The sequence below is a fragment of the Marinomonas sp. ef1 genome, from assembly GCF_002806845.1.
Taxonomy (GTDB): Bacteria; Pseudomonadota; Gammaproteobacteria; order Pseudomonadales; family Marinomonadaceae; genus Marinomonas; species Marinomonas polaris.
Genome location: NZ_NHTT01000001.1, coordinates 494,547 through 518,784, shown reverse-complemented (window position 1 = coordinate 518,784; position 24,238 = coordinate 494,547). Strand labels below are relative to the sequence as shown.

The window sequence follows — 24,238 nt, the reverse complement described above, 5'->3', positions numbered from 1 at the left end:
AATTCGAGCAACATACGCTACTCGAATTTTGTTATTACAGAGCCTCTAGTATTACAGGGCTTAAACGTCTTTAACAGCTTCTTTTGATTTAGACATTTTAGCGCGAACAATCGGGCCTACAATCATAGGTAGAATCAAACCTAGTATCGCAACAGTCCACAAACCAATACTCAAACCGCTATTGAAAAGCACCGTCCAATCACCATCAGATAGTACTAATGCATGACGAAGACTCTTCTCCATTTCTGGCCCAAGCAACATACCTAAAATAATCGGTACTAGTGGAATATCAATCTTACGGAAGATATAACCCAATACACCGAAGCCAATCATAAAGTACAAGTCCAATGCACTATGGCTAACGGAATAAATACCTACAGACGCGATCAAGGTAACAACCGGCATCAAATATTTAGGTGGAATGCTCAACAACTTAACGAAGATGCCTACCATTGGAATGTTTAGCAGTAACAATACAAAGTTACCAACAAACATCGCCGCAATGACGCCCCAAACAAGATCCGCATTTTGTTGGAATAACATTGGACCAGGAGAGATGTTTAAAGAAATCAACATCGCTAATAACACAGCTGTTGTGCCACTACCTGGAACACCAAGAGTTAACATTGGCACAAGTGCACCGGATGCCGCGCCGTTATTGCCGGCTTCAGGAGCAGCAACACCACGAGGATCACCTTTACCAAATTCGCCTTTATCCGAAACGCGTTTTTCCAAAGTGTAACTAATAAAGCTACCCAAAGAAGCACCCGCACCTGGTAATACACCCGCAATGAAACCAAGTACCGCGCCACGGAAAGAAGCAGGAAGCACTTTGATAATGTCTTTTGCTGATAGTTTCAGTTTGTTAATCGCAACTTGTTTTAAGCCATCACCAGCGTGACGCTCTAAGAAGAACAACAATTCGCTGATCGCAAACAAACCAACGATTGCGATAATGAAATCAACACCTTCGAACAATTCAAGTGTATTAAAGGTAAAACGCTGCACGCCAGTTGAAATATCGATACCAACCGTAGCAATCATTAAACCTATCGCCGCTGCCATCATGGTTTTAAACTGGTTTTTACCAGTAATACCACCCAAGGTCGCAAAGGCTAAAGCGAACAATGCAAAGTATTCAGATGGACCAAATCTCAGTGCGAATTTCGCTAAGATTGGCGCAAGAATAACCAGACCGATTGTCGCAATAAAGCTACCGATAAAAGAGGCAATTGCAGAGATAGCCAAGGCTTCAGCTGCTTTGCCTTTTAGCGCCATTGGATAACCATCTAAACAGGTCATCATAGCTGGCTCGTCACCTGGAATGTTCAACAGGATAGACGAAATACGACCGCCGTACATGGCACCCGCATAAACAGACGTTAACAAGATAAGAGAAGAGGTTGGCGACAAACCTAAGCTAAACGCCAATGGAATCAAGATAGCAACACCATTTGCAGGGCCAAGACCCGGTAATGCGCCAATCAAGGTACCCAAAATGGCACCAATAACCGCAAACATAATACTTTCAGGCGTTAACGCAACCGCAAAGCCTTGCATTAATAAGCTCATAGTATCCATATTAAAACTCCAATAGACCTAGAGGCAGTGCTAATTCAAGCACATTATTGAAAAGGAAAAAGATAACTACAGAGCTTGTCACACCAGTGATAATACTCTTAGCAATGCTTGCCCCCATACGCCAACTTAAAAAGCTCACAACCAATGCCGCAGCAGGCATAAAACCAATCGGTTCAATTGCCCATGCAAAAGCAAGCATAGAAAGAACCACAACACTAAGCTCAATCAACATGGCCGCTGGCGCCCATTTCTCGTCTTGGTCAGGACGAACAATCATATAAATCGAACTAATACCTAAAATGATGGCTAGCATGATAGGAAAAGTTTCAGGACCGACACTTTCCTGTCCGCCAAAAGGAATGGGGAATTGCGTTGCTTCCCAGCCGTAACCCACGGCAAGAATAAGCATTAGCATGCCAAACACACGATCGTTAATACGCATGTCTCTGCTCCATGTTAATAAATCAAAGGGTGAAAAATAGTCGAAAACAGGAGGAGCACTGTATCAGAACAGATACCCCCTCCAAAAAGCGGTCTGAGGTTATTTAATTAGACCGATGTCTTGCGATAAGATTTTAATGTCTAGAGTTTGGTTTTTTACGAATTGAGTAAAGTCAGCACCAGACTTGTGGAATGGCATCAAACCATTTTTAGTCATGACGTCTTTCCATTCTTGAGTTGTGTACAACTCATCCATGGTTTTTACCCACCAATCGTAAGATTCTTTGCTCGCATTACCCGGTACGTAAAATCCGCGCCAGTTTGGAGCGACAGAATCAATACCCTGCTCCATTGCTGTAGGAATAGAGTCATATGGCGCTGGTAAACGTTCTTCAGAAAGAACCGCTAGAACGCGTAAATCACCAGAATCCATGAAGCCTTTTACTTCAGAGATGTCACCAGTAAATGCATCTACGTGACCGCCAACAACTTGAACCAAAGCTTCAGAACCGCCGCTGTATGCTAGGTAACGAACTTTTGGCAAATTCTCAACGTTTGCTTTTTGCGCAGTCATCAATACTTTCAAATGATCCCAACCACCAGATGCACTACCACCAGCGAATTTAACCGCACTTGGGTCTTTCTTAAGCGCGTCAAGAACCTGAGTCAAAGAAGTGTATTTGGAATCTTTACCAACAGCGATAATGCCGTAGTCAGCACCTAATGTACCAACCCATTTAACTTGGTCAGCATTCATGCCTGGGAATTGGCCTTGAGCAAGGCGTGTTGTTGTAGCTGTACTAGCAGCAACAATAAGGTTTTCGTCTGTATCACGTTTACTAATCGTATGAGCAAAAGCTACACCGCCACCAGCACCCGTCATGTTAACTGTCTGAACGTTACCTTTAAAGTAACCTTGATCAACTAATACTTTACCAACGCTACGGCAAGTAAAGTCCCATCCACCACCTGGGTTCGCTGGGGCAATACATTCACCACTGCGAGCTGGTTCGAAGGCGTAAGCCTGTCCAGCCATGGTTAGTGCTACTGCACTTGAAATTAGAACAGACTTCAAAGAAATGGTATTAAGCATGGTTATCTCCTGCTTGTTATTTTTTTTGTTGTTAGCTAATCAAGCTCTTAAAATAGGTATTTCAATTGACTTGAGTAAACAAACCTTACCTCTCAAACCTGTCACCACCCTGTCATAGATCAATATTTCTTACTTATTTGCGATAAAAAACGTATTTTTGACAAGGCAAGTCACACATTTTTGACAATGTCATTAAGCCTTAACCAAGATAAAATCTTGTTTAATCAGACTAGATCAGGATTTAGGAAACGACAAGATGACAGTACATTCTCCACAAGCCACACTCATTGGAAGTATCGCTATTCTGCTCTGGAGTAGCCTTGCGCTTTTTACCACTCAAGCCAACCTTGTGCCACCACTCTTATTGCTCACAGTCACTTTTGGTGTAGCAAGTTTATTGTTTTTTATCGTTTATTTAATCAAAGGCGAACTAAAGTCGTCGTGGTCAAAAACACCGACTAGCGCCATTGCCATGGGTGGGCTTGGATTTTATTTCTATCACTTCTGCTACTTTTATGCGTTTCAGCATGCACCACCAGTTGAAGCTGGACTTATCGCTTATCTCTGGCCTTTGTTGATTGTCTTAATGGCGGGTATGACTAAGAACTCTCTTTCATGGACACATTTGGTGGGCGCTGTTATTGCTTTTATCGGCACTGGCATCATGCTGCAATCAAAAGGGCAAGTAACAGAGATTGACGTAAACCCAGTCTATAACTGGACTGGCTACGCAGCGGCTTTTGCTTGCGCATTCATTTGGTCAAGTTATTCGGTAGCGAATCGACGCTTTCAAACCGTTCCTTCTAGCGCGGTACTTTGGTATTGCCTTGTCACAACCATATTAGCGGGCGCTTCACATCTTATGATCGAAGCCGAAAATGGGAAACTTTCGCTAGACTTCCCAGCAAGTACTTGGATTGCAATTTTAGGGCTTGGATTTGGGCCTGTTGGCATCGCATTTTTCTGTTGGGACTTTGGTGTAAAAAAAGGCAATTTATCATTGCTTGGTGTGTTGTCTTACACCGCACCGGCACTATCGACTGCTTGGCTTGGACTTTTTACCGATGCTCAATTAACCACAGGGCAAATCATCGCTTGCCTATTAATTACCGCTGGGGCGCTGTTTGCCAGCTTAATGCCGAATAAAAAAATGCCCTCAGCTTATGAAGCAGAAGGCATTTAATTCAATATAAAAAACATCTAGTTTAAAACTTCATTTAAAAAGTAAGGCGCTTCAACAAAAAAGCGCCTTACTTCATTTTACTCTTTAAGCCACTTGATAAAGCGTGCGTGGCACACTTTGCAGGTACGATTCCATTTCAGCCATACCGTTTGGCTGATCAACTTTCACACCCAAGTCACGCATAGTGCTGCCAAAGGCATGCAAGGTACGGAACAAGTTGTGCTCACGGCACTGCTCGCCCATTTGACCAATACGAACGATTGGCTGGCCAAATGAACCAGCAATCTCAACTCTGTACATTTCCGAAATATGTCGGCAAATCTGCCCTGCTGTTAGACCTTCAGGAATATTAATACCAACCACAGAGTTTAAACGCGACGCTGGCGGAATAAATAACTCTAATCCCATTCCTTCAATGCCCGCTTGCAACGCTTTAGAACAACGTAGATGACGAGCAAAACGATTTTCTAATGTCTCATCACACACCAATTTCAATGCTTCATGTAACGCCATGATGCCTGAAACAGGCGCCGTATAATGATAACCATCGTTGTGCCAAAAATTCTCAGCTAACTGTGCATCAAAACACCATTGAGCCGTTGGCTTGGTACGACTCTTAACTGCCGCCCATGCTTCATTAGAAAACACCAAAAGCGATACACCCGGAATGGACGACAAGCCTTTTTGCCCACCCGTGATAACTACATCTACTTGCCACGCATCCATCTTCAGCGGCATAGTACTCAAGGTACAAACTGCATCCACAACCACCAAACAACCATAAGATTTAGCAATCTTGGTGATTTCCTCTAATGAATGGTTAAACACAGTATTCGATGTTTCGCCTTGCACCAGCGTTAATACTTTTGGATGTGTTTCTTCGATGGCTTTACGAACACGCTCTGGATTCGCCGCTTCATGAACTCCAACGTGCAACTCATGAACATCGGCGCCAATACGCGTCGCCATTTCCGCCATACGATGACTAAAGAAGCCATTGTTAATACATAAAATACGCTCGCCCGGTTGCAACAAATTGGCCACTGCCATTTCCATTGCGGCTGACGCTGGCCCTGCTACGCCAAGTACCCATTTAGACTCTGTTTGAAACACATAACGCGCCATTGTTTTAACTTGCCCAATAACCTGCGCCATCACACTACCAAGGTGGTTAATCACCACAGAATTGGCCTTGGCGACACGCTCAGGAATAGGAACAGGGCCTGCGCCCATCATCAACAAAGGTTCGTGAGGAAGGATTTCGTCTAAAGATTTCACCTGGGGACGAGGAATCCCCATTGGCGATGAAGCAGTCATTTTATGCAGCCTATGTTAGTTATAATTAAAAAAAGTGGTCAATGTTGAAAAAAACATCTCTAGGGTAAAAAGCATATATTTACACTTTTACAGTAGAAAATATCGTGATTTGCATTTTAACAAAATAATATTTTGAAATAGTACAATATCCCTTTAAGAAATGAGAGACAGCAAAATGAAAAGAGTGTAATAAACCACAAGCTTTCACTTTCGCCTTAGATATGACTGGTTTCCATTTCAACAAGCAGTATTTTTTACTCTGCGAAATACCTGTTAACTATGTACGAGATGCCTGTTAACTGTACGAGATAGGAATTAATTGTGCGATAATGCGCGAAATTCCCTATTCAGGATCTCGTTATGATTACTTGTGGTATCGAAATTAAAGGCAGCGAAGTGATTCTTTGCCTTCTGTCTAAACAAGACGGATTGTTTCAAATCGCCGATTGTCGCCAAACTCGACACACACTTAACAACCCAAACGACAGCGAAAGCGTACGTAAATTTCAGTTCATGCTGAAAAAATTGTTTGAAGATTACAAAGTGAAAAGAGCCGTTATTCGTGAACGCCCAACAAAAGGCAAATTCGCCGGCGGCGCGGTAGGTTTTAAAATTGAAGCGGCTATCCAATTGATTAATACGGTTGAAGTAGATTTGTTCAGCGGCGCAAAAACCAAAGACATCTTGCAACACAACCCAATGCCAATCCCCTTCAAAGCAACAGGCTTACGCGCATTCCAAGAAGGCGCTTTCACCGTGGCTTATGCAGCGCTTTCAGAACACATTCCTGAAGCGTAAATAGTTAGATATCGCAATAAAAAAACGGACGTCATTGAATGGAGTCCGTTTTTTTTGTAATTAGGGCTACTACTAAGCTAAGTGGCAGCTAAAAATTATCAGCTTAAAAGATCTGTAAGATGCTAAATCCACGTATCAGGCCCTACTTTAGGGCAATGCTCTACACCTTTTCGCACTAAGTACATTTCACTAGTATTCAATACGATATGTTCATTTCTCAGCTGCAAAGTAAGTTCCACTTTTAATACAATAAAGAATTCGTCTTCGTTATCATGTTAATGCCAAACGGGCAGACTGAGCATATAACGCCGCATTAATATGCGTCGTAGGCGTCATCTGGATGCAATTTTTATTTTTCTGTACTCAAATATATATAATCATTAAAATTCTAAAGTATGAGAACCCTTAGGGTAATATGGCCCAATACAATTAGGTGTATTATTTAGATCATCTGCGATCATGGAAGTAGTAAAAATAACTTGATACTCATTTTTCAGGCTATTGCATGCGTTTACTAATGAGTGTTGGAAGTTTTGACTTCTTTCTGGAACCATCCCTTTGTCTTCTATATTATCCATGATAAGAATATTGGGTAATCTTGATAAATCATCATCAACTGCATGCAAAAATACAGATAAGCGAATGCTGTTTTTCATTACAACCATGGAGCTAGCTGAGTATTTACTTCGACCATTGACTGACATTCGATCTTTTGAAAAATCAATTAGCACATCTTCAGGATAATCAAAATTTTTCTCATTACCTCCATCTGAAATAAGAAGTTCGGAAGCATGTTTTTCTATAGATTCAAATACACTCGAATATCTATTTTTGTTTAACTCCTTAATTTGCTCTAACCTCTCTTCGATTATATTGATTTTTGTTTGAGCCTTTTGTTTTAAATTTATTAAACTTTCAACTTTCTCAACCATTTCCATCTTTTCTTCGATGTTTATCATCTGGCTCTTATAAAAACCAATTTCAGTTGAAATGTCTGCGATAATCGCACTTCTACTGTCTGAGTACGAAACTATTTCTGAATATTCCTCTTTGGCAATCTCGACCTTTCGTTTTAAAGCTGGAAGCTTTGAGCTTAACTCTTCTTTTTGCTTTTTAAAATCTGCGATTAAAATCTTGCTTTCTCTAATCTGAAAGTTCAACTCATTGCTCATTTGTACATATGCGTAGTCCCGCTCTCTATCTTTAATACTCGTTTTGCACAGTCCACAAGAGTCATGACTTTTATTAGCATCTATAGGACTAAGACATGAAGGACAGTATTTGAAAGTTAAACCACCGAGTTCATTGTTAATAAGTTTTGATTGTGAAAGACCAATTTTTCTGTATTCCAGAGCTTCTAAAAATTCTTGGGTATCAATTAGTTCGACACGAATAGAATGTCTCAAACTAGTAATATTCGTTATATCTGAATTTAACTTATCAATTTCTCTCTGTAGCCCTGCAATCCTATTTTTAGCCTGATCATCGATATCATCTTCTTCGCCTCTTTGTATAGAACCGCGCTTCTCAAATAGTTCATTTATTGTTTTTTGAGTATCGCTAAGGTCATTGATGAGAGCTTGCCTATTAATTAGTGAGGCATCATTGCCGAACATCTTGTAAATGGCTTTGAGCTCACCATTAAAACTCTCAAACTCTTTGTTTGCAGATATTAAATCTTGCCGAAGGTTGTGGGACTCTAAATCATCTAAGCCTAAAAGGTATTCACCTATTGCCCGTCTAATTGTTACATTGTCATAATTTAAATCAGCATTTAAAACTTTTTCTGTCGCAGAAAGTTGATCAACATATATGAGCCTAAGAATCTGGTGCATAGTCAGATTCTTTGAGTCATCGGTTTTATGTTGTGGGAGACCAAGCATTTCGAAAAGCTGCTGAGAATAACTATGCTTCTCGTCTGAGCGTCTGTTCGGAAAACGTTGCCAGTTCTCAGAATCTTTCTGGGATTCATCAATGGTACCTTCAAAGAAAAGCATTGCTGACTTGCCAGATTCTGTTCTTTCTCTCTTAACAGTCAAAGTAAAACCGTTAATATTTATCTGCACAATAACCCAGTCACACTTGCTTTGGTGCTCATTCCATGATGTTAATTCTGCACCAAGACCAAAAACAAGCAAGTCCATTACTGTAGATTTTCCCGTAGTATTCCACCCCCTTAGTATATTAATACCTGGATGGAACGGCTGATCATAAACTCTTTTAGCACCAGCGAGAATCACGAGTCTCTCTATAAACAATCTTGATTTACTCATGATTTCTCCAAATCATATCGAAACTCCATAAGACCAGTTCTTGATTTTAAACCTGCCTTCCCTTTTACTTTTATATGATAAAAACTATTAACAAGCATCTTAAACCATTCAGAGGTTGCAATATCGTTTCTATTTATTTCATCCGAAATTATAGAGGGCAAGCTAATCTTTGATCGTCGAATTTTCTTTAACTTAAAAGCTTCAAGATCAATAAAGCCTTTTGCAAGCAGGTTTTGCAAGGCTGTGGTTTGAACACCTTCCAGCTCAAACATAACCCTTTTTATATTTCCAATCCTTTCATATGGATCAGGTATGTCTTTGATGAATTTCTTATACATCCTTAATTGATTAGGGAAAGGCTTTATTTCCTTTATCAAATGGGGAAATAAAGTATAAAGGTCTATAATTCGAAATAGATCAAGATGTATTTCGTCATGCTCACTAACTTCTAAAATCATTAACGCCCTAAATAAACTGTGATTTAGGTCATAAATAGGGTGATATATCAACATGACTTATCCCATGCAACATGGCATTTTCCTGTTAAAAAAAACAACATTCCGGAAACTAATTCTTTGGTTACGCAATCATCAAAATCAATAATTGCTTTATGTACAGGCTCAATGATTCTTTCAAAAACGGCAGCATCTATTAATTCTTTTGACTGAGAACTTAGGATCTTCGGCCTTATATACTGGTCAAAAGCTGACAAAATATGTGAAAGAACTTGGACGTAAACCTTTTGCTCAACTATTGATAATTGAGCTTTCGCAATTCTTCGCTCAAAACGATTCTTCAATAATACCGCTTTAGGATATAGCTCTTCTCGATTACCATTTGTTAGCTTTTTTTCTAGTCCAATAATTTCTCTATACGGATGGTCGGTAATGTAGTCATTCAGATCATCAATAATGTCAACCAATCCACTATTTTTAGAAGCTGAAGCCACTATTATTTGTATAGCTTTTTCAAGGGCTGACTTCTCCGATTCAAATACATTATTACCATTATGGGTTGAAGCATCTTCATAATTAACTTGCCCTCCCATAATTAAAACCTATTGTCGCCGTTATGAGTTGAAGAGTCTGTGTAGTTCACGGTCGGCCCGGCCTTCGACTGTTTAATATCGCTTTTTGGTGATTTTGTACGTTGTGTGACAATTATTGCTGTAAGCACCACTCCGAGAATAATAAGTAATAAAATAAAAACCTTATCACTTCCCAAAAAATTATATACTGGTTCTTGAAATAGCTTATCAACCATTAAATATAAAATGACACAAAATGAGCCAACCGCCCCCCCTGTTTTTGTCAGAGACTTTACAACTTCAATATCCATATTTCCACCATAATTTAGCTTTTAAAACCTTAAAGGAATAGGCCTTTAAGATAAATTCTATTTTTTATGAATATAACATTTTAATGGTGCGCATGCGCGCTTAGACATATTTAAAACCTTTTTCGCATAACTCTAAGTCACTGACTCTAAAGCCATTATATAGAGATACCAACAAAAGATAAAAACTGGAAAAACGAGCGTGCGCGTTATTCTTTTTTTCCACAGCGCGTTGATTCCTAAAAAAGAGCGCACGGTAGATTATTATTGATTGATACTAAAAGACTTTCTAACCAGCTACCAGTAAAAACACGCACTTTTTTGATTATTTTTTTCAGACAAAACAATCCAGAAATTGGCAATCCAAAAAATAAACTGCATTTACACCCATAAATTACGTATTCACTTACGGTTCAATATGGGTAGCACTTTGACATAGCTTATCTGAGATTAATTCCCGCCTTCGCGGGCACTTGTCCCCTTGAGGGGAATGACGTTTCTACACAATGAAAGCTTCGCTTTCAGCGGCACATTACGCTGCGCTCATGATGCCCTACGATTAGCTGCGAAGAAGTCAGTTCGACGCAATCCTGATTGCGCGACTTTATGGCGTTTCAGAGTCATTGTTTGAAGGTCTATCTCCCACCAAATTATCAATCCATGCTTTACGATAAAAGGAGCGTAGGTAACAATCATGTCCTTGCGACGAAAAACAGGCATTAAAGATCTTAAAGCGAATTTTTGGTTACTTTTTGGGCGCCAGCAAAAAGTTACCCGCTCAGCAGAGCGGAATAAGCATGCAGCTAAAAGCAATTGAGCAGTAACAAATACACTTGAAGCCCAAAGATTAACCTCACCCCTTGGAAGACATAAGGGGAGGGAATAATTACATTATCAGGCTAAATGAGGTGATTGATGTGAGCAAGACAAACACCAAGAGCGAGGTCAAACGATAGTGTCGAGCGGTGGTGTTTGCTTTGCTCGCATCTCCAGCGGAAATCAGGGTCAAAGCTCCGAAGTAATAACCCCTCCCTAGCCCTCCCCTTGGAAGACATAAGGGGAGGGAATAATTACATTGTCGGACTAAAACAACGATCAATTTTCAATCAATAAACCAGTCGATTATGGCGCATTGAGATAAAAATGCACCAAAACTATGCACTTTTAGATGTTCGTTTTCTTGCGAGAATCACGAGTAGCACGCCACCCAGAACACTTAAGGTGGCGATGACGAGGTGTAAAGTGATGGATTCATTGGCAAAAAACACGCCTCCTATTGTGGCAATAATAGGAACGAGTAGCTGTAACACGGCAGCTATGGAAGCACTAAGATAAGGCAGGACGGCGTACCAGATGGCGTAGCCTAAGCCTGACATGATGGCGCCCGAGGTGACGGCTAAGATAATACCTACAGGCTGGGCGATCGGTGATTGCTCGGTATTGAGATGAATAACGGCCAAGGCAATCAGTAACATGGGAATGGTGCGAACGAAGTTAGACGTTGTGGCAAACAAAGGCTTAGCCGAGATTTTGCCTCGCCATGTGTACAAGCCCCACGCCACACCTGCTAGCGTCATTAAGACAAAGCCCAATAAAGAAGGCGATGACAAAGTTGGAAGCACTAAATAGACAAAGCCTACAAAGGCTATAGCCAGCCCTAACCATTCCAACCAAACCAGCTTCTGCCTTGCCCGCACAGCGAATAAGATCAAGGTCAGTTGTACGGCACCAAACAGTATCAAGGCGCCCATTCCGGTAGATAACGTCACGTAGGCGTAGGAAAAGCCCAAGGCATATATAAACAGAGCAAAGGCCGATAACCAGCTACCTTCTAACCACGCTATTTTCAAATCATTGCGCTGATTATTGAGGCATTGAAAAGCACTGAGCAACACTAAGGTCGCTGCCCCACTAAGCAAGCGCCACGTGGTGAATTGAGCTGGGTCGATAAGACCTTCGTTTAACGCCAGACGACACAAAACAGAGTTTGCCGCGAACGCCAACAAAGCCAGAATCACAAAGACACATAAACGTAGCAAACTTGTCATCAATTTGTTCAACAGCCTAGTTAATCTTAGGCATGTACCTCATAAGGAAAAAGCCACTTTTACGCACTGGCACCAGATTTGCAAGACTTATACTAACGTCCACCAGCGGTATTTTGATGGACCCAAAAAGGAATCGACATGACAACGCTTTTAATTTTTACCGATTTGGATGGCACATTACTCGATCATCACACATACAGTTTCAAACCTGCACAGGCGGCCTTACAGTCGCTGAAGACTTTTTCTATTCCTTGCGTCATCAACACCAGCAAGACATTTGTTGAGCTTATGTCTCTTAGACAAGAGCTCAACCACCAAGACCCTTTTATCGTGGAAAACGGCTCTGCTGTTTATATCCCTAAGAATTTAGCCCTCTCTGTAGACGAAACTTTAGAGGACTGCGGTGAGTATTGGCGCAAGTCATTCGGCCCAAAACGCGATGAACTAATCGAACTCACCAATGATAAGCAAGACCAATACACCTTCAAACGCTTCAGTGAGATGACATGGCAAGAACTGGTTTCTATCACTGGCTTAAGTGAAGAAAACGCCAAGCAAGCCATGCAGCGAGAATTTACCGAGCCTATGGTTTGGACCGATTCTAACCTTGCTCTTAATGCATTACGCGACGACCTTGCACCATTTGGCGTGCAAATTCAGAAAGGCGGTCGCTTCGCTCATCTGATGGGCGAGCACTGTGATAAGGCAAACGCCATGTTATGGCTCAAAGAATTGTATGAACAGCAAAGCGACGAAGACGTTACCACCATGGCATTAGGCGATGGTGAAAACGACGTAGGTATGCTGAGCAAAGCCGACATTCCGGTGGTGATTCGCTCCCCTGTTCATGCGCCACCAGAAATCCCAAATCGTTGCGATGCTTGGCTTAGCGACGCGTATGGTCCAGAAGGCTGGGCACAAGCAATCAACAAAGTTTTGATTCAACAAGGCATTTTGTAACGGCACCTTTTAACGACAGAAAGAGAAGACACCACTAACAGTTATTATAAAAATATCAGGAGAACAACTATGGGCGACTTTCATCAAAACGGTATCATCACCACACTTCACAACTTGGCGCACCGTCCGTTAGAAGAAATGGAAAAAGAGCTGTGTGAGTTTGCTAAAACACGCCCAATGTCTCTTATCCTTCCTTGTCTGTATTCCGAGCTGGAAACAGACGCCATGCCGAATATTCTTAAGCATTTACAGCAAGTACCCTACTTGTCTGAAATTGTTATTGGCTTAGACAGAGCAACAGAAGACCAGTACCGACACGCATTAGAATTTTTCAGCGTATTACCACAAAACGTTAAAGTACTTTGGAATGACGGCCCTCGCCTACGAGAAATCGACAGCGTTTTAAAAGGCGAACATCTTTCGCCATCCGATCCGGGCAAAGGCCGCAATGTTTGGTTTTGCATGGGTTACAACCTAGCCGCTGGTAAAGCGGAATCTATCGCCATGCACGATTGCGATATCGTCACTTATGACAGAGAACTGCTGGCTCGTCTTATTTATCCGGTTGCCAATCCAAACTTTAACTACGAATTCTGTAAAGGCTTTTATGCTCGTGCCGCCAATGGAAAAATGAATGGCCGCGTGAGCCGTTTATTGGTCACGCCATTATTATGCTCGCTTAAAAAAGTCTTTGGGCATTTGGATTACTTAGATTACTTAGACAGCTATCGCTATCCTCTGGCAGGTGAGTTTTCTTTTCGCCGCGATGTAATGACCGATTTGCGCATCCCGAGTGACTGGGGATTGGAGATTGGCGTACTAAGTGAAATGTACCGAAATTATTCGACCAACCGTTTGTGTCAGGTGGATATCGCTGACATTTATGATCACAAGCACCAAGACTTGTCTGCCGATAATGACGATGGCGGCTTGTCTAAAATGTCCATCGACATTACTAAAGCTATTTTCAGAAAGCTGGCGACTAACGGCACTATTTTCAACCAAGAAACTTTCCGTACGATCAAAGCCACCTATTATCGTGTTGCACTCGACTTTATCGAGACTTACCGCAACGATGCTGAAATCAATGGTCTAAAATTAGATGTTCATACAGAAGAGCAAGCTGTCGAACTCTTCGCAAGTAACATCATGAAAGCTGGTAACCAGTATCTAGACAACCCGATGGAGACGCCTTTCATTCCTAGTTGGAACCGCGTTGTGAGTGCTTTCCCTGGTGTGATGAACCAGCTTGCTCAAGCCGTCGAATTGGATATGGCCCAATACGGCCCTAAAAAATAATTAAGACTCTAAATAAAAGATCGGTCAAAAAAAGAACTGGCCTTTAAAGTAATCTTTTTGCTAAGTTGAACGTTACTACGTTGCTTTTCAATCACTAAAAAGACAGGTAGGTAAACATGGAAAATGCTCCTTTGTCGCATCTAGAACAGCGCTTAATCGCTCATTTGCAAGTCATTTACCCAAGCTTGGACAATAAGGATTTGGCGGCAAAGTGTTTAGCCACATTTAATCTAGATCCGTCAACTGAGTCTCCTCGTCCTCATAGAAATCTATGGGACCAATCAGACATTATGCTGATTACCTATGCAGACACCTTACGCAGAAAAGAAGAAGCGCCGTTGGAAACCCTGCACAAATTTGTAAAAAGCAAATTGTCTGATTGTATTTCCGCTGTTCACCTACTGCCGTTTTTTCCTTATAGCTCGGACGATGGTTTTAGTGTGATGGATTACACAACCGTCAATCCATCCTGCGGACGCTGGGCCGATGTCGTGAATCTTTCGAAAGATTTTAAAGTAATGGGCGATTTGGTTATTAACCATTGTTCAAGCCGAAGCATGTGGTTTGAAAATTACAAAGCTGGCGTTGAACCGGGCGCGAGTTTCTTTTATGAAGCCGATCCAAATGCAGATTTAAGTGCTGTGGTTCGCCCTAGAACATCGCCATTATTACGAGAAATACAAACTAAAAACGGCGAAAAACACGTTTGGTGTACTTTTAGTCACGATCAGATCGATTTGAACTTTGAAAATCCAGTCGTTCTATTAGAGTTCCTGCGCATTATTCGTTTGTATCTAGAAAAAGGCATTCGCTGGTTTCGCTTAGATGCCGTGGCGTTTCTGTGGAAGATCCCAGGTACCTCTTGCATCAATTTGCCACAAACCCACGAAATCATTCGTTTATTACGCTTAATGATTGAGCATTACGCGCCAGATTCCGTGATCATCACTGAAACCAACATACCCAATCAGGAAAATTTAACCTACTTTGGTAATGCCAACGAAGCTCATTTAATTTACAACTTCTCTTTACCGCCGTTGCTCATCAATAGCTTGGTGACCGGAAACAGTAGCCATTTAAAACAATGGTTAATGAGTATGACACCGGCTCAGCAAGGTACAACCTATTTAAATTTCCTTGCTTCCCATGATGGTATTGGCTTGCGCCCAACGGAAGGCTTACTTTCGGAGTGGGAACTGGAAACGCTGATCAATACTATGAAGCGCTTTGGCGGCAAAATAAGCTCACGCACTACGCCGCAAGGCGAAGCTAAGCCTTATGAAATCAATATCAGCCTATGGAATGCCTTATCAGGATCAGCACTACACGGCCCAGATAAATGGCAGTTTGCTCGCTTCCTTTGCGCCGCTGGTGTAATGATGGCACTTGAAGGCGTACCCGCTTTTTATATTCATAGTTTATTTGGCACAGAAAACGATTTAGAACGCGTAGACAATACCGGCCAATTTCGCTCAATAAACCGTCATATTTGGGACATGGAAGATTTAGATCATGTTCTAAACACGCCAACCCATCATCAGAAAGTATTCCAAAGCGTAACGAAATTAATTCAAATACGTCGAGCACAGCCAGCTTTTCACCCAAATGCAACTCAGTACGTGCTGCACATGGGTGAAAACCTCTTTGCCTTCTGGCGTCAAAGCCTAGACAGAAGACAAAGCTTGTTTGCTGTTTATAATATGACAGACCAACCGCAAAATTTTAACTTGTCTGAACTTAACCTAATAGCCACCGATGACTGGACAGATTTAGTATCAGAACAAGTATACGAAGACCATTTAGGCAAAGTCACTTTAATGCCCTATCAGTTCGTTTGGCTTGCTAACAAGAAAAGTAAGCTCAAAAGCAGTTAGTTTTCGTTTCATGTTTAGCAACACACCGTACTAGGTTATAGCCGCAAAACCTGCCAATAAAAATGAGACAATGATAACCATTATCAGCCATTGATAATGGTTATTTTTATTTCAAGCTCTTTTTATTTAAGACATAGGTAATTGTGAACATGATGAATTTAAGAAAAATCCTAGCCATCGGAACATTGGTCGCCTTCAGCCAGCTATCCACTGCAGAAACGCAATTGCCTAAAGCTGCGATTTTTGACCTTGGCAGTTTAGATACCATTGCCGCTCTAGGTTTAGAAAGCTACGTGGTTGGAGTACCTAAACAAGTACTTCCAGACTATCTTAAGCAATTTAATGATGCTCGATACACTGATGTGGGCGGTTTAAAAACACCAGATCTAGAAGCAATCAAAACTCTCAACCCAGATCTTATTGTGATCACAGGTCGCCAAGCAGGCCAAAAGAGCGCCCTAGAAGCTATAGGTAAAGTTCAACAAGTTGAAACTTTTGGTGACAACTACTGGGAAAGCTTTAGTGCAAACGTCAGCTCAATTGCGGCTTTATTTAATGCTAAAGACACTGCAAATAAAGCGCTTGCAGAACTAAGCACAGATATAGAGTCAACAAAAACTGGCATTAAAGGCAATCCGACTATTCTGGTTGTGACACATAACAATGGCTCTTTCGGATTACGAGATGAACCTATAGCGACTCAGTTATTAGGCTTAGAGGCATCAAAAGTTCCGTCTCATGTAACACCACAAAAACGCGGCACTCGTACATTTACATCACTTAGCGTGAACAATATTGCAGAGATGAAACCAACGACTTTATTTATCGTTGACCGTAGCGCAGCGATTGGTAACACAAAAGAATCACTCGATATTGAAAAGCTAAAATCAGAGCTTGCTGATCAAGGTGGTCAATCCATCCAAGTCGCCTATTTGTCACCTAAACTTTGGTACTTATCAGGCAATGGCTTACAAAGTCTTAGGATGCAAGTGAAAGAAATTGCAGACGCTCTTTAAGTCCTAGAACTGGTTTAAAATGGCGCCTAAAACAAAAAAACTCGCTGAAACCCATCAGCGAGTTTTTTTATGCTTCCAGTATTCAACTATTTATTAATGGCTTACTGTTTTAGAAAATACATTAATCACCACCACACCGGCGACAATCAAAGACATTCCAATACAAGCCGCCAAATCCAGCTTTTCACTGTTAAACAGATAGCCAAATACCGAAATCAAGACGATACCTAATCCAGACCAAATCGCGTAAGTCACGCCCGTTGGCATAGAGCGCATAACTATAGTTAGCAAGTAAAAAGCCACGGCATAACCGACAACCAATACAATGCTTGGGCCTAATTTAGTGAAGGAGTCTGATGCCTTTAAAGCCGTCGTAGCAATGACTTCAGCTAAGATAGCGAGAAACAAAATAAAATACGTCATACGCCCTTCCCTACATTAAACATTTTACGATAACGACTAGCTGGTGGTTTTTTCTGGTTTAACACTGTCTGATTCAACATCTTCTAGATCAATGTCTTCCGCTAAAAAGCCACCAGTTTGATGCGCCCAAAGCGATGCATAAATACCAGCGTGCTGAATCAATTCTTCATGACTGCCCTGCTCAACGATGTTGCCTTTATCCAATACAATCAAACGATCCATGGCAGCAATTGTCGACAAGCGGTGAGCAATAGCGATAACGGTTTTGCCTTGCATCAGTTTGTACAAACTCTCTTGAATCGCAGCTTCTACTTCAGAGTCCAATGCAGATGTTGCTTCATCTAGAATCAGCAAAGGCGCATCTTTTAACAAGACTCGCGCAATGGCAATACGTTGACGCTGACCACCGGAAAGCTTGATACCACGCTCACCGACCATGGCATCGTAACCTGCATTACCAAACGGATCGGTTAAGTCTTGAATGAAGTCATGAGCTTCTGCTTGTTTTGCAGCTGCAATCATTTCTTCTTCCGTTGCATCAGGACGACCGTAGAGCAAGTTCTCGCGAACCGTTCTGTGCAGTAAAGACGTGTCCTGAGTCACCATACCAATTTGACCACGTAACGAATCTTGCTGAACAGCACTGATGTCTTGTCCATCAATTCGAATTTGACCTGATTCAATGTCATGGAAACGCATCAATAAATTAACTATCGTTGACTTACCGGCACCAGAGCGACCGACAAGGCCGACCTTTTCACCAGCTTTTATAGACAAGACAAGGTTCTCAATGACCTTACTGTCTTGCTTACCATAGTGAAAATTGACCGCATCGTATTCAATAAGACCATGTGGAACTGAAAGCGCTGGCGCGTTTGGCTTGTCTTCTATCTCGATAGGTCGAGACAGTGTTTTCATGCCATCGTTAACCATGCCGATGTTTTCAAATAGCGCACTGATTTCCCACATAATCCATTGGGACATACCGTTTAGCCTAAGCGCCAAACTCACCGCAATAGCAATTGCACCAACACTAATAATGCTGCCAGTCCATAACCAAATAGACAAAGCCGCTACAGAAAATGCCAACACATAGTTACAAGTTTGCACACCTACACTAAGCATAGTGACCAAGCGCATTTGCTTGTAAACCGTCTGCAAGAAACCATCCATGCCGTCTTTTGCATAATCCGCTTCACGCTGATGATGAGAAAAAAGCTTAACGGTTGAAATATTGCTGTAGCTGTCGACGACTCGCCCAGTCATAGTGGAGCGTGCATCTGCCTGTTCTGCTGATATTTTTTTCAATTTAGGAACAAAATACATTTGCAGCAATACATAGCAAACCAACCAGCCTAACATTGGAATCATCAAGCGATAGTCTGCTTTAGCAATTAATACCACCATAGAGATAAAATACACGCCGATGTAAACCAAAACATCGAGCAATTTCATCACGGTTTCACGAACCGCAAGTGAGGTTTGCATTACCTTAGTAGAGATACGCCCAGCAAACTCATCCTGAAAAAACGACATACTTTGACGCAAAATATAATGATGAGACAGCCAACGAATCCGCATTGGGTAATTACCCAAAAGCGTCTGATGAATAATCGCCGAATGAAAAAAAGTTACTAATGGCATCGCCACCAGAATCATCAAAGACATCATTAATAAATGCGTACTTTCCTCAGCAAAAAAGGTGTCTGGATTCTTATTAATCAACCAATCTACCAACTGCCCCATAAAGCTGAATAAGGTCACTTCTAAAATGGCGATGGCAGCCGTTAAAATAGACATCAACAGCAGCGGAAGCTCCACTCCTCTTGAGTAGTAACGACAAAAAGCAAACAGCGTTTTTGGTGCTTGCACAGCTTCTATATCGGGATAAGCCGGCACCCATTTTTCAAAAAAACGTAACATGATCTTCCTTATCGAACTTTAAAATAGACACTATCAAGAAAAACATAGCGAAAATAAGTGTCGTACTGGACAAAAAACTTCCTGTCCATTAGAAATAGAGGCGAAATTGAACCACGTTCCATAAATGAAAACCAGAAAAGATAGTCTTTCTGAATTGTAGCCTATTGGGTTTTACTCAGTACTTGCACAATTAAACTAAACGACGAAGTGTAAACCTATTATAATTATCGCCCTATTACTGGTTTATGATTTCTACTCGATAAAACCGACTAACCTACTCTTTAAGTTGAAGCATGAAACTCACATTTCCTATTATTTTAGTACTCGGTCTTTTATCTGGGCTTACACCGTTGGCGATTGATGCTTACTTGCCCAGTATTCCAACGATTTCTAAAAGCCTAAATACAGACATAGGCCTCATCCAGATGACGCTAAGCATCTATTTGCTGGTGTTCGCTTTTCTACAGATTCTTTTTGGCCCTATTTCTGATGCAATTGGCCGACGCAAAGTCGTCGTCGGTGGTTTGGTTGTTTTTGCCATTGGCAGCTTTATCTGTGCCTTGACCCAAAGCTATGAAATGCTAATGACTGGGCGCGCAATTCAAGCCTTGGGCGGTGCGGCTGTTGCTGTGTGCGTTCCGGCCTTAGTCAAAGATGGTATGTCGATCAATCAATTTGCCAAAGCCATGTCGATGATCATGCTAGTAATGGCATTAGCACCTTTAGCGGCACCTATTATCGGTGGCGCCATTCTCATTATTTTAAATTGGCACTACATCTTCGTTATGCTGGGCATCTTAGCCATTATCGCCATCGTGTTATTTCTTCGTACCATCCCAGAGACCTTGCCGGTTGAAAAGCGCACGCCCTTCTCATTTGGCAATGCGATTAGAAACTATATTACCTTGATCAAAAACCGCTCTGTGATGGGTTATATCGGAGCTTCTGCCTTTTACTTTGCAGGTATGATGAGTTTTATCACTGGCTGCTCCTTTGTGTATATTGAAATATATGACGTTGATCCTGCTAATTTTGGTTTCTTAGTTGGCTTGAACGTCATTTCTATGATGCTAGCCTCAACCATTAATGGTCGTTATGTTGAAAAGCTTGGTACCGAAGTTCTCTCTAAGTACGCAATTTATATTCCCCTAACAGCCTCAGCGTTAATGATTGTCTTAAGCTTTTTTAGTCATCCACCACTTTGGCTGATTATTATTTCCAGCATGCTATTTATGGGGCCAATGGGCATATTAGGTAGTGGGTTTATGGCGGGCGCTTTGAAGCATGCAGGCAGCCATAATGGCAGTGTGACTGCATTAGCAGGAACATCACGGTTTGCCTTTGGCGCCTTAGGCGGCGCTGTGATCAGTATCCTTCACAATGGCACTTTTGTTCCAATGCTTGGCACCATTGCCGCTTGTGGCATAATTGCTTTTATTTGCTTCAAGGTTACGGTTCGATATGCCGAGCCAACTACTGAGCATTAATCTTTTGAAATAACGTAATAATGTCAAAAAAATAAATTTTATATATCAAACGGAGTCCCAATGCTAAGTACTCAAACGCTCATAGAGAAAATCAAGAGCACACCTGAGCAAGTACAATTTAAAGAAGTGATTGATGTGATTGAGCGTGAATACGATTTCACGCCTGCTGCGTTTTCTAATGGCAAGCAGACCAATGGCATTAATGAAAACAATGGTTCTTGTAAGGTTTTTTCTTTCGGATCTATTCACCAACTAACAGAAGTCGAAACCCTAAATTTGTTTGGTGACTTTTACCGTGTTGATGTTTTAGAAAATCCAGAAGCCAGCGACCACCAAAACATTCGCCAATTTATTGAAAATGGCTGGAGTGGTATTACTTTCGAAACAGTCGCGTTGATTCAAAAGCAAGTGTAACAATTATAAAGAGGCCGGGAGCGTTACCGCAACCGGCCAATATCAACTTCAGGGACAATAGAAGTAGATATAAATAACCATTCGATTACAAAGACTTCGCCTTGCGTTTACGCTGGCGCCAAGCCACTAAAACAACCAATAAAAAAGCGGGGATGAAGAACCATTCTTTTGCAGGTCGATCAGCATCTACTTCAAATTGTGTTATTTCCCAATCAAAATCCAACTTCTGCTGTTCCGCATAACTGCCAAACGATAAATTGTCGATCAGATATTTACCCTCTTCTTCACGCAATTCAATGCCAGCACCGTTGAGCAATCTATCAGCTGCATCACCTTGACCTAATAGCGGCATATGTACCGTTTTCGAAATCCAACGACCATCTAAATTTTCACCTTCAACCGACATTCTTAGTGTATCTAAAGCAGGATGCTGATCAATGTAGCTATACATTTCTTGGGTTGGACGCTCTTTATATGGAGCCTCGACCATATCAAGCCAAAAGCCGGGACGGAAAAGTGTGAATGCAATCAATAGCAACGCGGCACTTTCATACCATTTGCTTCGATCCATAAAATACCCTTGCGTACCCGCAGCAAAAATTAGCATGGCTGCCAAGGAAACAATAAAGACAACGACACCCTGAATAAAGGTCACATCAATCAAAAGCAAATCGGTATTGAAAATGAATAAGAATGGTAGCAGAGCAGTTCTCATCGAGTAGAAAAATGCCGTGAAGCCAGTCTTAATTGGATCGCCACCTGATACTGCTGCCGCCGCAAAGGACGCTAAACCAACAGGAGGTGTGACATCGGCCATGATGCCAAAATAAAACACAAACATGTGAATCGCGATAAGTGGAACAATCAAACCAGATTGTGCTCCCAGCTCCACAACAACACTTGCCATTAAAGACGAGACGACAATGTAGTTAGCTGTGGTTGGCAAGCCCATTCCAAGCACCAAAGAAATAAGAGCAACCATGAGTAGCATGATGATTAAAACTCCACCAGATACCAGCTCAACGAACTCCGCCATAACTTGTCCGATACCAGTCAGAGTAACTGTACCCACGATGATACCTGCGGTTGCTGTCGCCACACCGATACCAATCATGTTGCGAGCGCCAGTATTCAAGCCTTCGATTAAATCAAAAACACCTGATTTCGCCTGCTGAGCGACGTGTTTTTGCTTACGAAACCAGGCTTTGAGAGGCTTCTGGGTGATCAAAATAAATGCCATCAACATACAAGCCCAAAAAGCAGACAAGCCTGGAGACTTACGTTCAACCATCAAAAACCACACCAATACAATCAATGGTACTAGGTAATACAAACCGGATTTGTATACTTCTGCGAAAATTGGCAATTTAATAATTGCTTCATCGCTTGCATCAATTTCTAGGTCATCAGATTTTGACGAGATATACAACAAGCCAAAATAACCAATCACCACAAACGCAAGCAAACCAATATCTGAAAAGTCCCCTAATAACCACTTAATCGCTGAAACGATATAGTACAAAATACCTGTCAGTATCAGCATGCTGGATACAACGATACCTGTACGAATTAATTGTGCCGTCCAAGTACGTGCGGGTGTAGAACGAGGCAAGCCTTTCATATCCGCTTTAAGCGCTTCTAAATGCACAATATAAAGTAAGGCAATGTACGAAATAGTAGCTGGTAAAAAAGCGTGCTTAACGACATCAATATATGGAATACCTACGTACTCCACCATTAAGAAAGCCACGGCCCCCATCACTGGAGGCATAATGACACCGTTTACCGAGGAGGAAACTTCTACCGCTCCGGCTTTTTCAGCACTAAAACCCACCTTCTTCATCAGAGGTATTGTAAAAGTACCTGTCGTCACGACATTGGCAATAGAAGAGCCAGAAATCAAACCTGTCATAGCAGATGACAAAACAGCCGCTTTTGCAGGACCGCCTCGCATATGCCCAAGCAAAGCAAACGCTACTTTAATAAAATAATTACCTGCACCTGCTTGATTTAATAAGGCACCAAACAAAACAAATAAGAAAACAAAACCAGAGGACACCCCTAAAGCAATACCAAATACACCTTCCGTTGTTAGCCACATATGGTTCATGGCTTTTTCGAAAGAAGCCCCTTTCCAGCGAAGTATCTCAGGTAAAACAGGACTGTCTCCAAAAAATACATATAACAGAAAAAACAAAGCAACTAGCATCAAAGCAGGCCCAAGAGAGCGTCTAGCCGCCTCTAGAGTCAGAATCAAACCGATAGCAGAAACAACAAGGTCTGTTGTGGTTGGCAGCCCTGGACGCATTGCTAACTGACCATAGAAAAAATACAAATACGAAGCACATGCCGCCGCAAGAACTGCCAAAATATAATCTAACCACGGGATATGACGGGTGGGACTTTTACTAAAAGCAGGGAAAGCTAAGAAAGCCAAAAAAACAGCAAAAGCCAAATGAATAGCACGAGATTGAGTGTCGTTTAAAAAGCCTATGCCAAATTGTGATGGCAAAGGCGAGCCTGTCCATAGCTGAAACAACGACCACATGAGTGGTACAAAAAAAAGCAAACCGATAGAGATCTTTCCAGTTGGATTACGCTTACCTGTGTCGGCTTCCGCGACAAGCTCTTCTAACTTATCTGGTGAAGCTGAGGTGGTTGTATTAATAGACATACAGACTCCTAGTCACACACTTCACAGTGTCGACTCATTGCAAAACTCAAAAAGCACCAGTCAAAAGACTGGTGCTTCATTCAAGGTGCATGAAAATTC

21 protein-coding genes are annotated in these 24,238 nt (G+C 41.7%); 9 read left to right on the top strand and 12 right to left on the bottom strand.

The window, feature by feature from the left end; translation table 11 throughout:
• Positions 1 to 60: 60 nt before the first annotated feature.
• The 3 genes from CCS02_RS02260 to CCS02_RS02250 all read right to left on the bottom strand — a co-directional run bounded on the left by CCS02_RS02260 (position 61) and on the right by CCS02_RS02250 (position 3,115).
• Positions 61 to 1,581 carry a tripartite tricarboxylate transporter permease gene (locus tag CCS02_RS02260; protein WP_072841425.1) on the bottom strand — a complete coding sequence of 507 codons (1,521 nt, stop codon included), beginning with the start codon at positions 1,579 to 1,581 and terminating at the stop codon, positions 61 to 63.
• A 1-nt stretch (position 1,582) separates the two neighbouring features.
• Positions 1,583 to 2,023 carry a tripartite tricarboxylate transporter TctB family protein gene (locus tag CCS02_RS02255; RefSeq protein WP_072841427.1) on the bottom strand — a complete coding sequence of 147 codons (441 nt, stop codon included), beginning with the start codon at positions 2,021 to 2,023 and terminating at the stop codon, positions 1,583 to 1,585.
• A 99-nt stretch (positions 2,024 to 2,122) separates the two neighbouring features.
• A complete protein-coding gene (locus CCS02_RS02250) occupies positions 2,123 to 3,115 on the bottom strand; it encodes a Bug family tripartite tricarboxylate transporter substrate binding protein (protein WP_100635531.1) in 993 nt (330 codons plus the stop codon).
• Positions 3,116 to 3,371: 256 nt separating this feature from the next.
• On the opposite strand from CCS02_RS02250, the gene yddG reads away from it, so the two are divergent.
• Positions 3,372 to 4,298 (top strand): aromatic amino acid exporter YddG, encoded by a 927-nt coding sequence (gene yddG, locus CCS02_RS02245; protein ID WP_100635529.1) that lies wholly within the window; start codon positions 3,372 to 3,374, stop codon positions 4,296 to 4,298.
• Between the two features lie 84 nt (positions 4,299 to 4,382).
• Here the strand turns inward: yddG and CCS02_RS02240 are convergent, their stop codons facing one another.
• On the bottom strand, positions 4,383 to 5,615 hold the full coding sequence (locus tag CCS02_RS02240) for a pyridoxal-phosphate-dependent aminotransferase family protein (RefSeq protein ID WP_100635528.1): 1,233 nt from the start codon (positions 5,613 to 5,615) through the stop codon (positions 4,383 to 4,385).
• A gap of 360 nt (positions 5,616 to 5,975) precedes the next feature.
• On the opposite strand from CCS02_RS02240, the gene CCS02_RS02235 reads away from it, so the two are divergent.
• Entirely contained in the window at positions 5,976 to 6,413 is a 438-nt protein-coding gene (locus tag CCS02_RS02235) for a DUF3010 family protein (RefSeq protein ID WP_100188086.1), read from the top strand.
• 380 nt (positions 6,414 to 6,793) lie between these two features.
• On the opposite strand, the gene CCS02_RS02225 is transcribed toward CCS02_RS02235, so the two are convergent.
• From CCS02_RS02225 to CCS02_RS02210, 4 genes are read right to left on the bottom strand one after another with little or no spacing between them, the layout of a single operon-like run.
• Entirely contained in the window at positions 6,794 to 8,686 is a 1,893-nt protein-coding gene (locus CCS02_RS02225; RefSeq protein ID WP_100635526.1) for a hypothetical protein, read from the bottom strand.
• Complete coding sequence (locus CCS02_RS02220; RefSeq protein WP_157807963.1) at positions 8,683 to 9,144, bottom strand: ABC-three component system middle component 5; 462 nt, start codon at positions 9,142 to 9,144, stop codon at positions 8,683 to 8,685. Before CCS02_RS02220 ends, CCS02_RS02225 begins: the two co-directional genes overlap by 4 nt.
• Positions 9,145 to 9,191: 47 nt before the next feature.
• The gene (locus CCS02_RS02215; RefSeq protein ID WP_100635523.1) at positions 9,192 to 9,734 is read right to left on the bottom strand and encodes an ABC-three component system protein; all 543 of its coding nucleotides are present in this window, start codon (positions 9,732 to 9,734) and stop codon (positions 9,192 to 9,194) included.
• A gap of 2 nt (positions 9,735 to 9,736) precedes the next feature.
• On the bottom strand, positions 9,737 to 10,024 hold the full coding sequence (locus CCS02_RS02210; protein WP_100635521.1) for a hypothetical protein: 288 nt from the start codon (positions 10,022 to 10,024) through the stop codon (positions 9,737 to 9,739).
• A gap of 487 nt (positions 10,025 to 10,511) precedes the next feature.
• On the opposite strand from CCS02_RS02210, the gene CCS02_RS22115 reads away from it, so the two are divergent.
• The gene (locus CCS02_RS22115) at positions 10,512 to 10,652 is read left to right on the top strand and encodes a hypothetical protein (protein ID WP_157807962.1); all 141 of its coding nucleotides are present in this window, start codon (positions 10,512 to 10,514) and stop codon (positions 10,650 to 10,652) included.
• Positions 10,653 to 11,175: 523 nt separating this feature from the next.
• Here CCS02_RS22115 and CCS02_RS02205 read toward each other — a convergent pair.
• On the bottom strand, positions 11,176 to 12,069 hold the full coding sequence (locus CCS02_RS02205) for a DMT family transporter (protein ID WP_100635520.1): 894 nt from the start codon (positions 12,067 to 12,069) through the stop codon (positions 11,176 to 11,178).
• 138 nt (positions 12,070 to 12,207) lie between these two features.
• On the opposite strand from CCS02_RS02205, the gene CCS02_RS02200 reads away from it, so the two are divergent.
• The 4 genes from CCS02_RS02200 to CCS02_RS02185 all read left to right on the top strand — a co-directional run bounded on the left by CCS02_RS02200 (position 12,208) and on the right by CCS02_RS02185 (position 17,218).
• Positions 12,208 to 13,029: an HAD-IIB family hydrolase gene (locus CCS02_RS02200; protein WP_100635518.1), complete on the top strand. Its 822-nt coding sequence runs from the start codon at positions 12,208 to 12,210 to the stop codon at positions 13,027 to 13,029.
• A gap of 69 nt (positions 13,030 to 13,098) precedes the next feature.
• Positions 13,099 to 14,328: a glycosyl transferase gene (locus CCS02_RS02195; protein ID WP_100188097.1), complete on the top strand. Its 1,230-nt coding sequence runs from the start codon at positions 13,099 to 13,101 to the stop codon at positions 14,326 to 14,328.
• Positions 14,329 to 14,444: 116 nt separating this feature from the next.
• The gene (locus CCS02_RS02190; protein WP_100635517.1) at positions 14,445 to 16,202 is read left to right on the top strand and encodes an alpha-amylase family glycosyl hydrolase; all 1,758 of its coding nucleotides are present in this window, start codon (positions 14,445 to 14,447) and stop codon (positions 16,200 to 16,202) included.
• Between the two features lie 149 nt (positions 16,203 to 16,351).
• A complete protein-coding gene (locus tag CCS02_RS02185; protein ID WP_100635515.1) occupies positions 16,352 to 17,218 on the top strand; it encodes an ABC transporter substrate-binding protein in 867 nt (288 codons plus the stop codon).
• Positions 17,219 to 17,311: 93 nt separating this feature from the next.
• On the opposite strand, the gene CCS02_RS02180 is transcribed toward CCS02_RS02185, so the two are convergent.
• Positions 17,312 to 17,641 carry a DMT family transporter gene (locus tag CCS02_RS02180; protein ID WP_072841449.1) on the bottom strand — a complete coding sequence of 110 codons (330 nt, stop codon included), beginning with the start codon at positions 17,639 to 17,641 and terminating at the stop codon, positions 17,312 to 17,314.
• A 36-nt stretch (positions 17,642 to 17,677) separates the two neighbouring features.
• Positions 17,678 to 19,564, bottom strand: a complete 1,887-nt coding sequence (locus CCS02_RS02175) for an ABC transporter ATP-binding protein (RefSeq protein WP_100188100.1) — start codon at positions 19,562 to 19,564, stop codon at positions 17,678 to 17,680.
• Positions 19,565 to 19,857: 293 nt separating this feature from the next.
• Here CCS02_RS02175 and CCS02_RS02170 point away from each other — a divergent pair, with 293 nt between their 5' ends.
• Positions 19,858 to 21,051, top strand: a complete 1,194-nt coding sequence (locus CCS02_RS02170) for a Bcr/CflA family multidrug efflux MFS transporter (protein ID WP_072841453.1) — start codon at positions 19,858 to 19,860, stop codon at positions 21,049 to 21,051.
• A gap of 60 nt (positions 21,052 to 21,111) precedes the next feature.
• Positions 21,112 to 21,465 (top strand): HopJ type III effector protein, encoded by a 354-nt coding sequence (locus tag CCS02_RS02165; protein WP_100635513.1) that lies wholly within the window; start codon positions 21,112 to 21,114, stop codon positions 21,463 to 21,465.
• Positions 21,466 to 21,550: 85 nt separating this feature from the next.
• Here the strand turns inward: CCS02_RS02165 and CCS02_RS02160 are convergent, their stop codons facing one another.
• Positions 21,551 to 24,139 (bottom strand): TRAP transporter permease, encoded by a 2,589-nt coding sequence (locus tag CCS02_RS02160; RefSeq protein ID WP_100635511.1) that lies wholly within the window; start codon positions 24,137 to 24,139, stop codon positions 21,551 to 21,553.
• Positions 24,140 to 24,238: the final 99 nt, after the last annotated feature.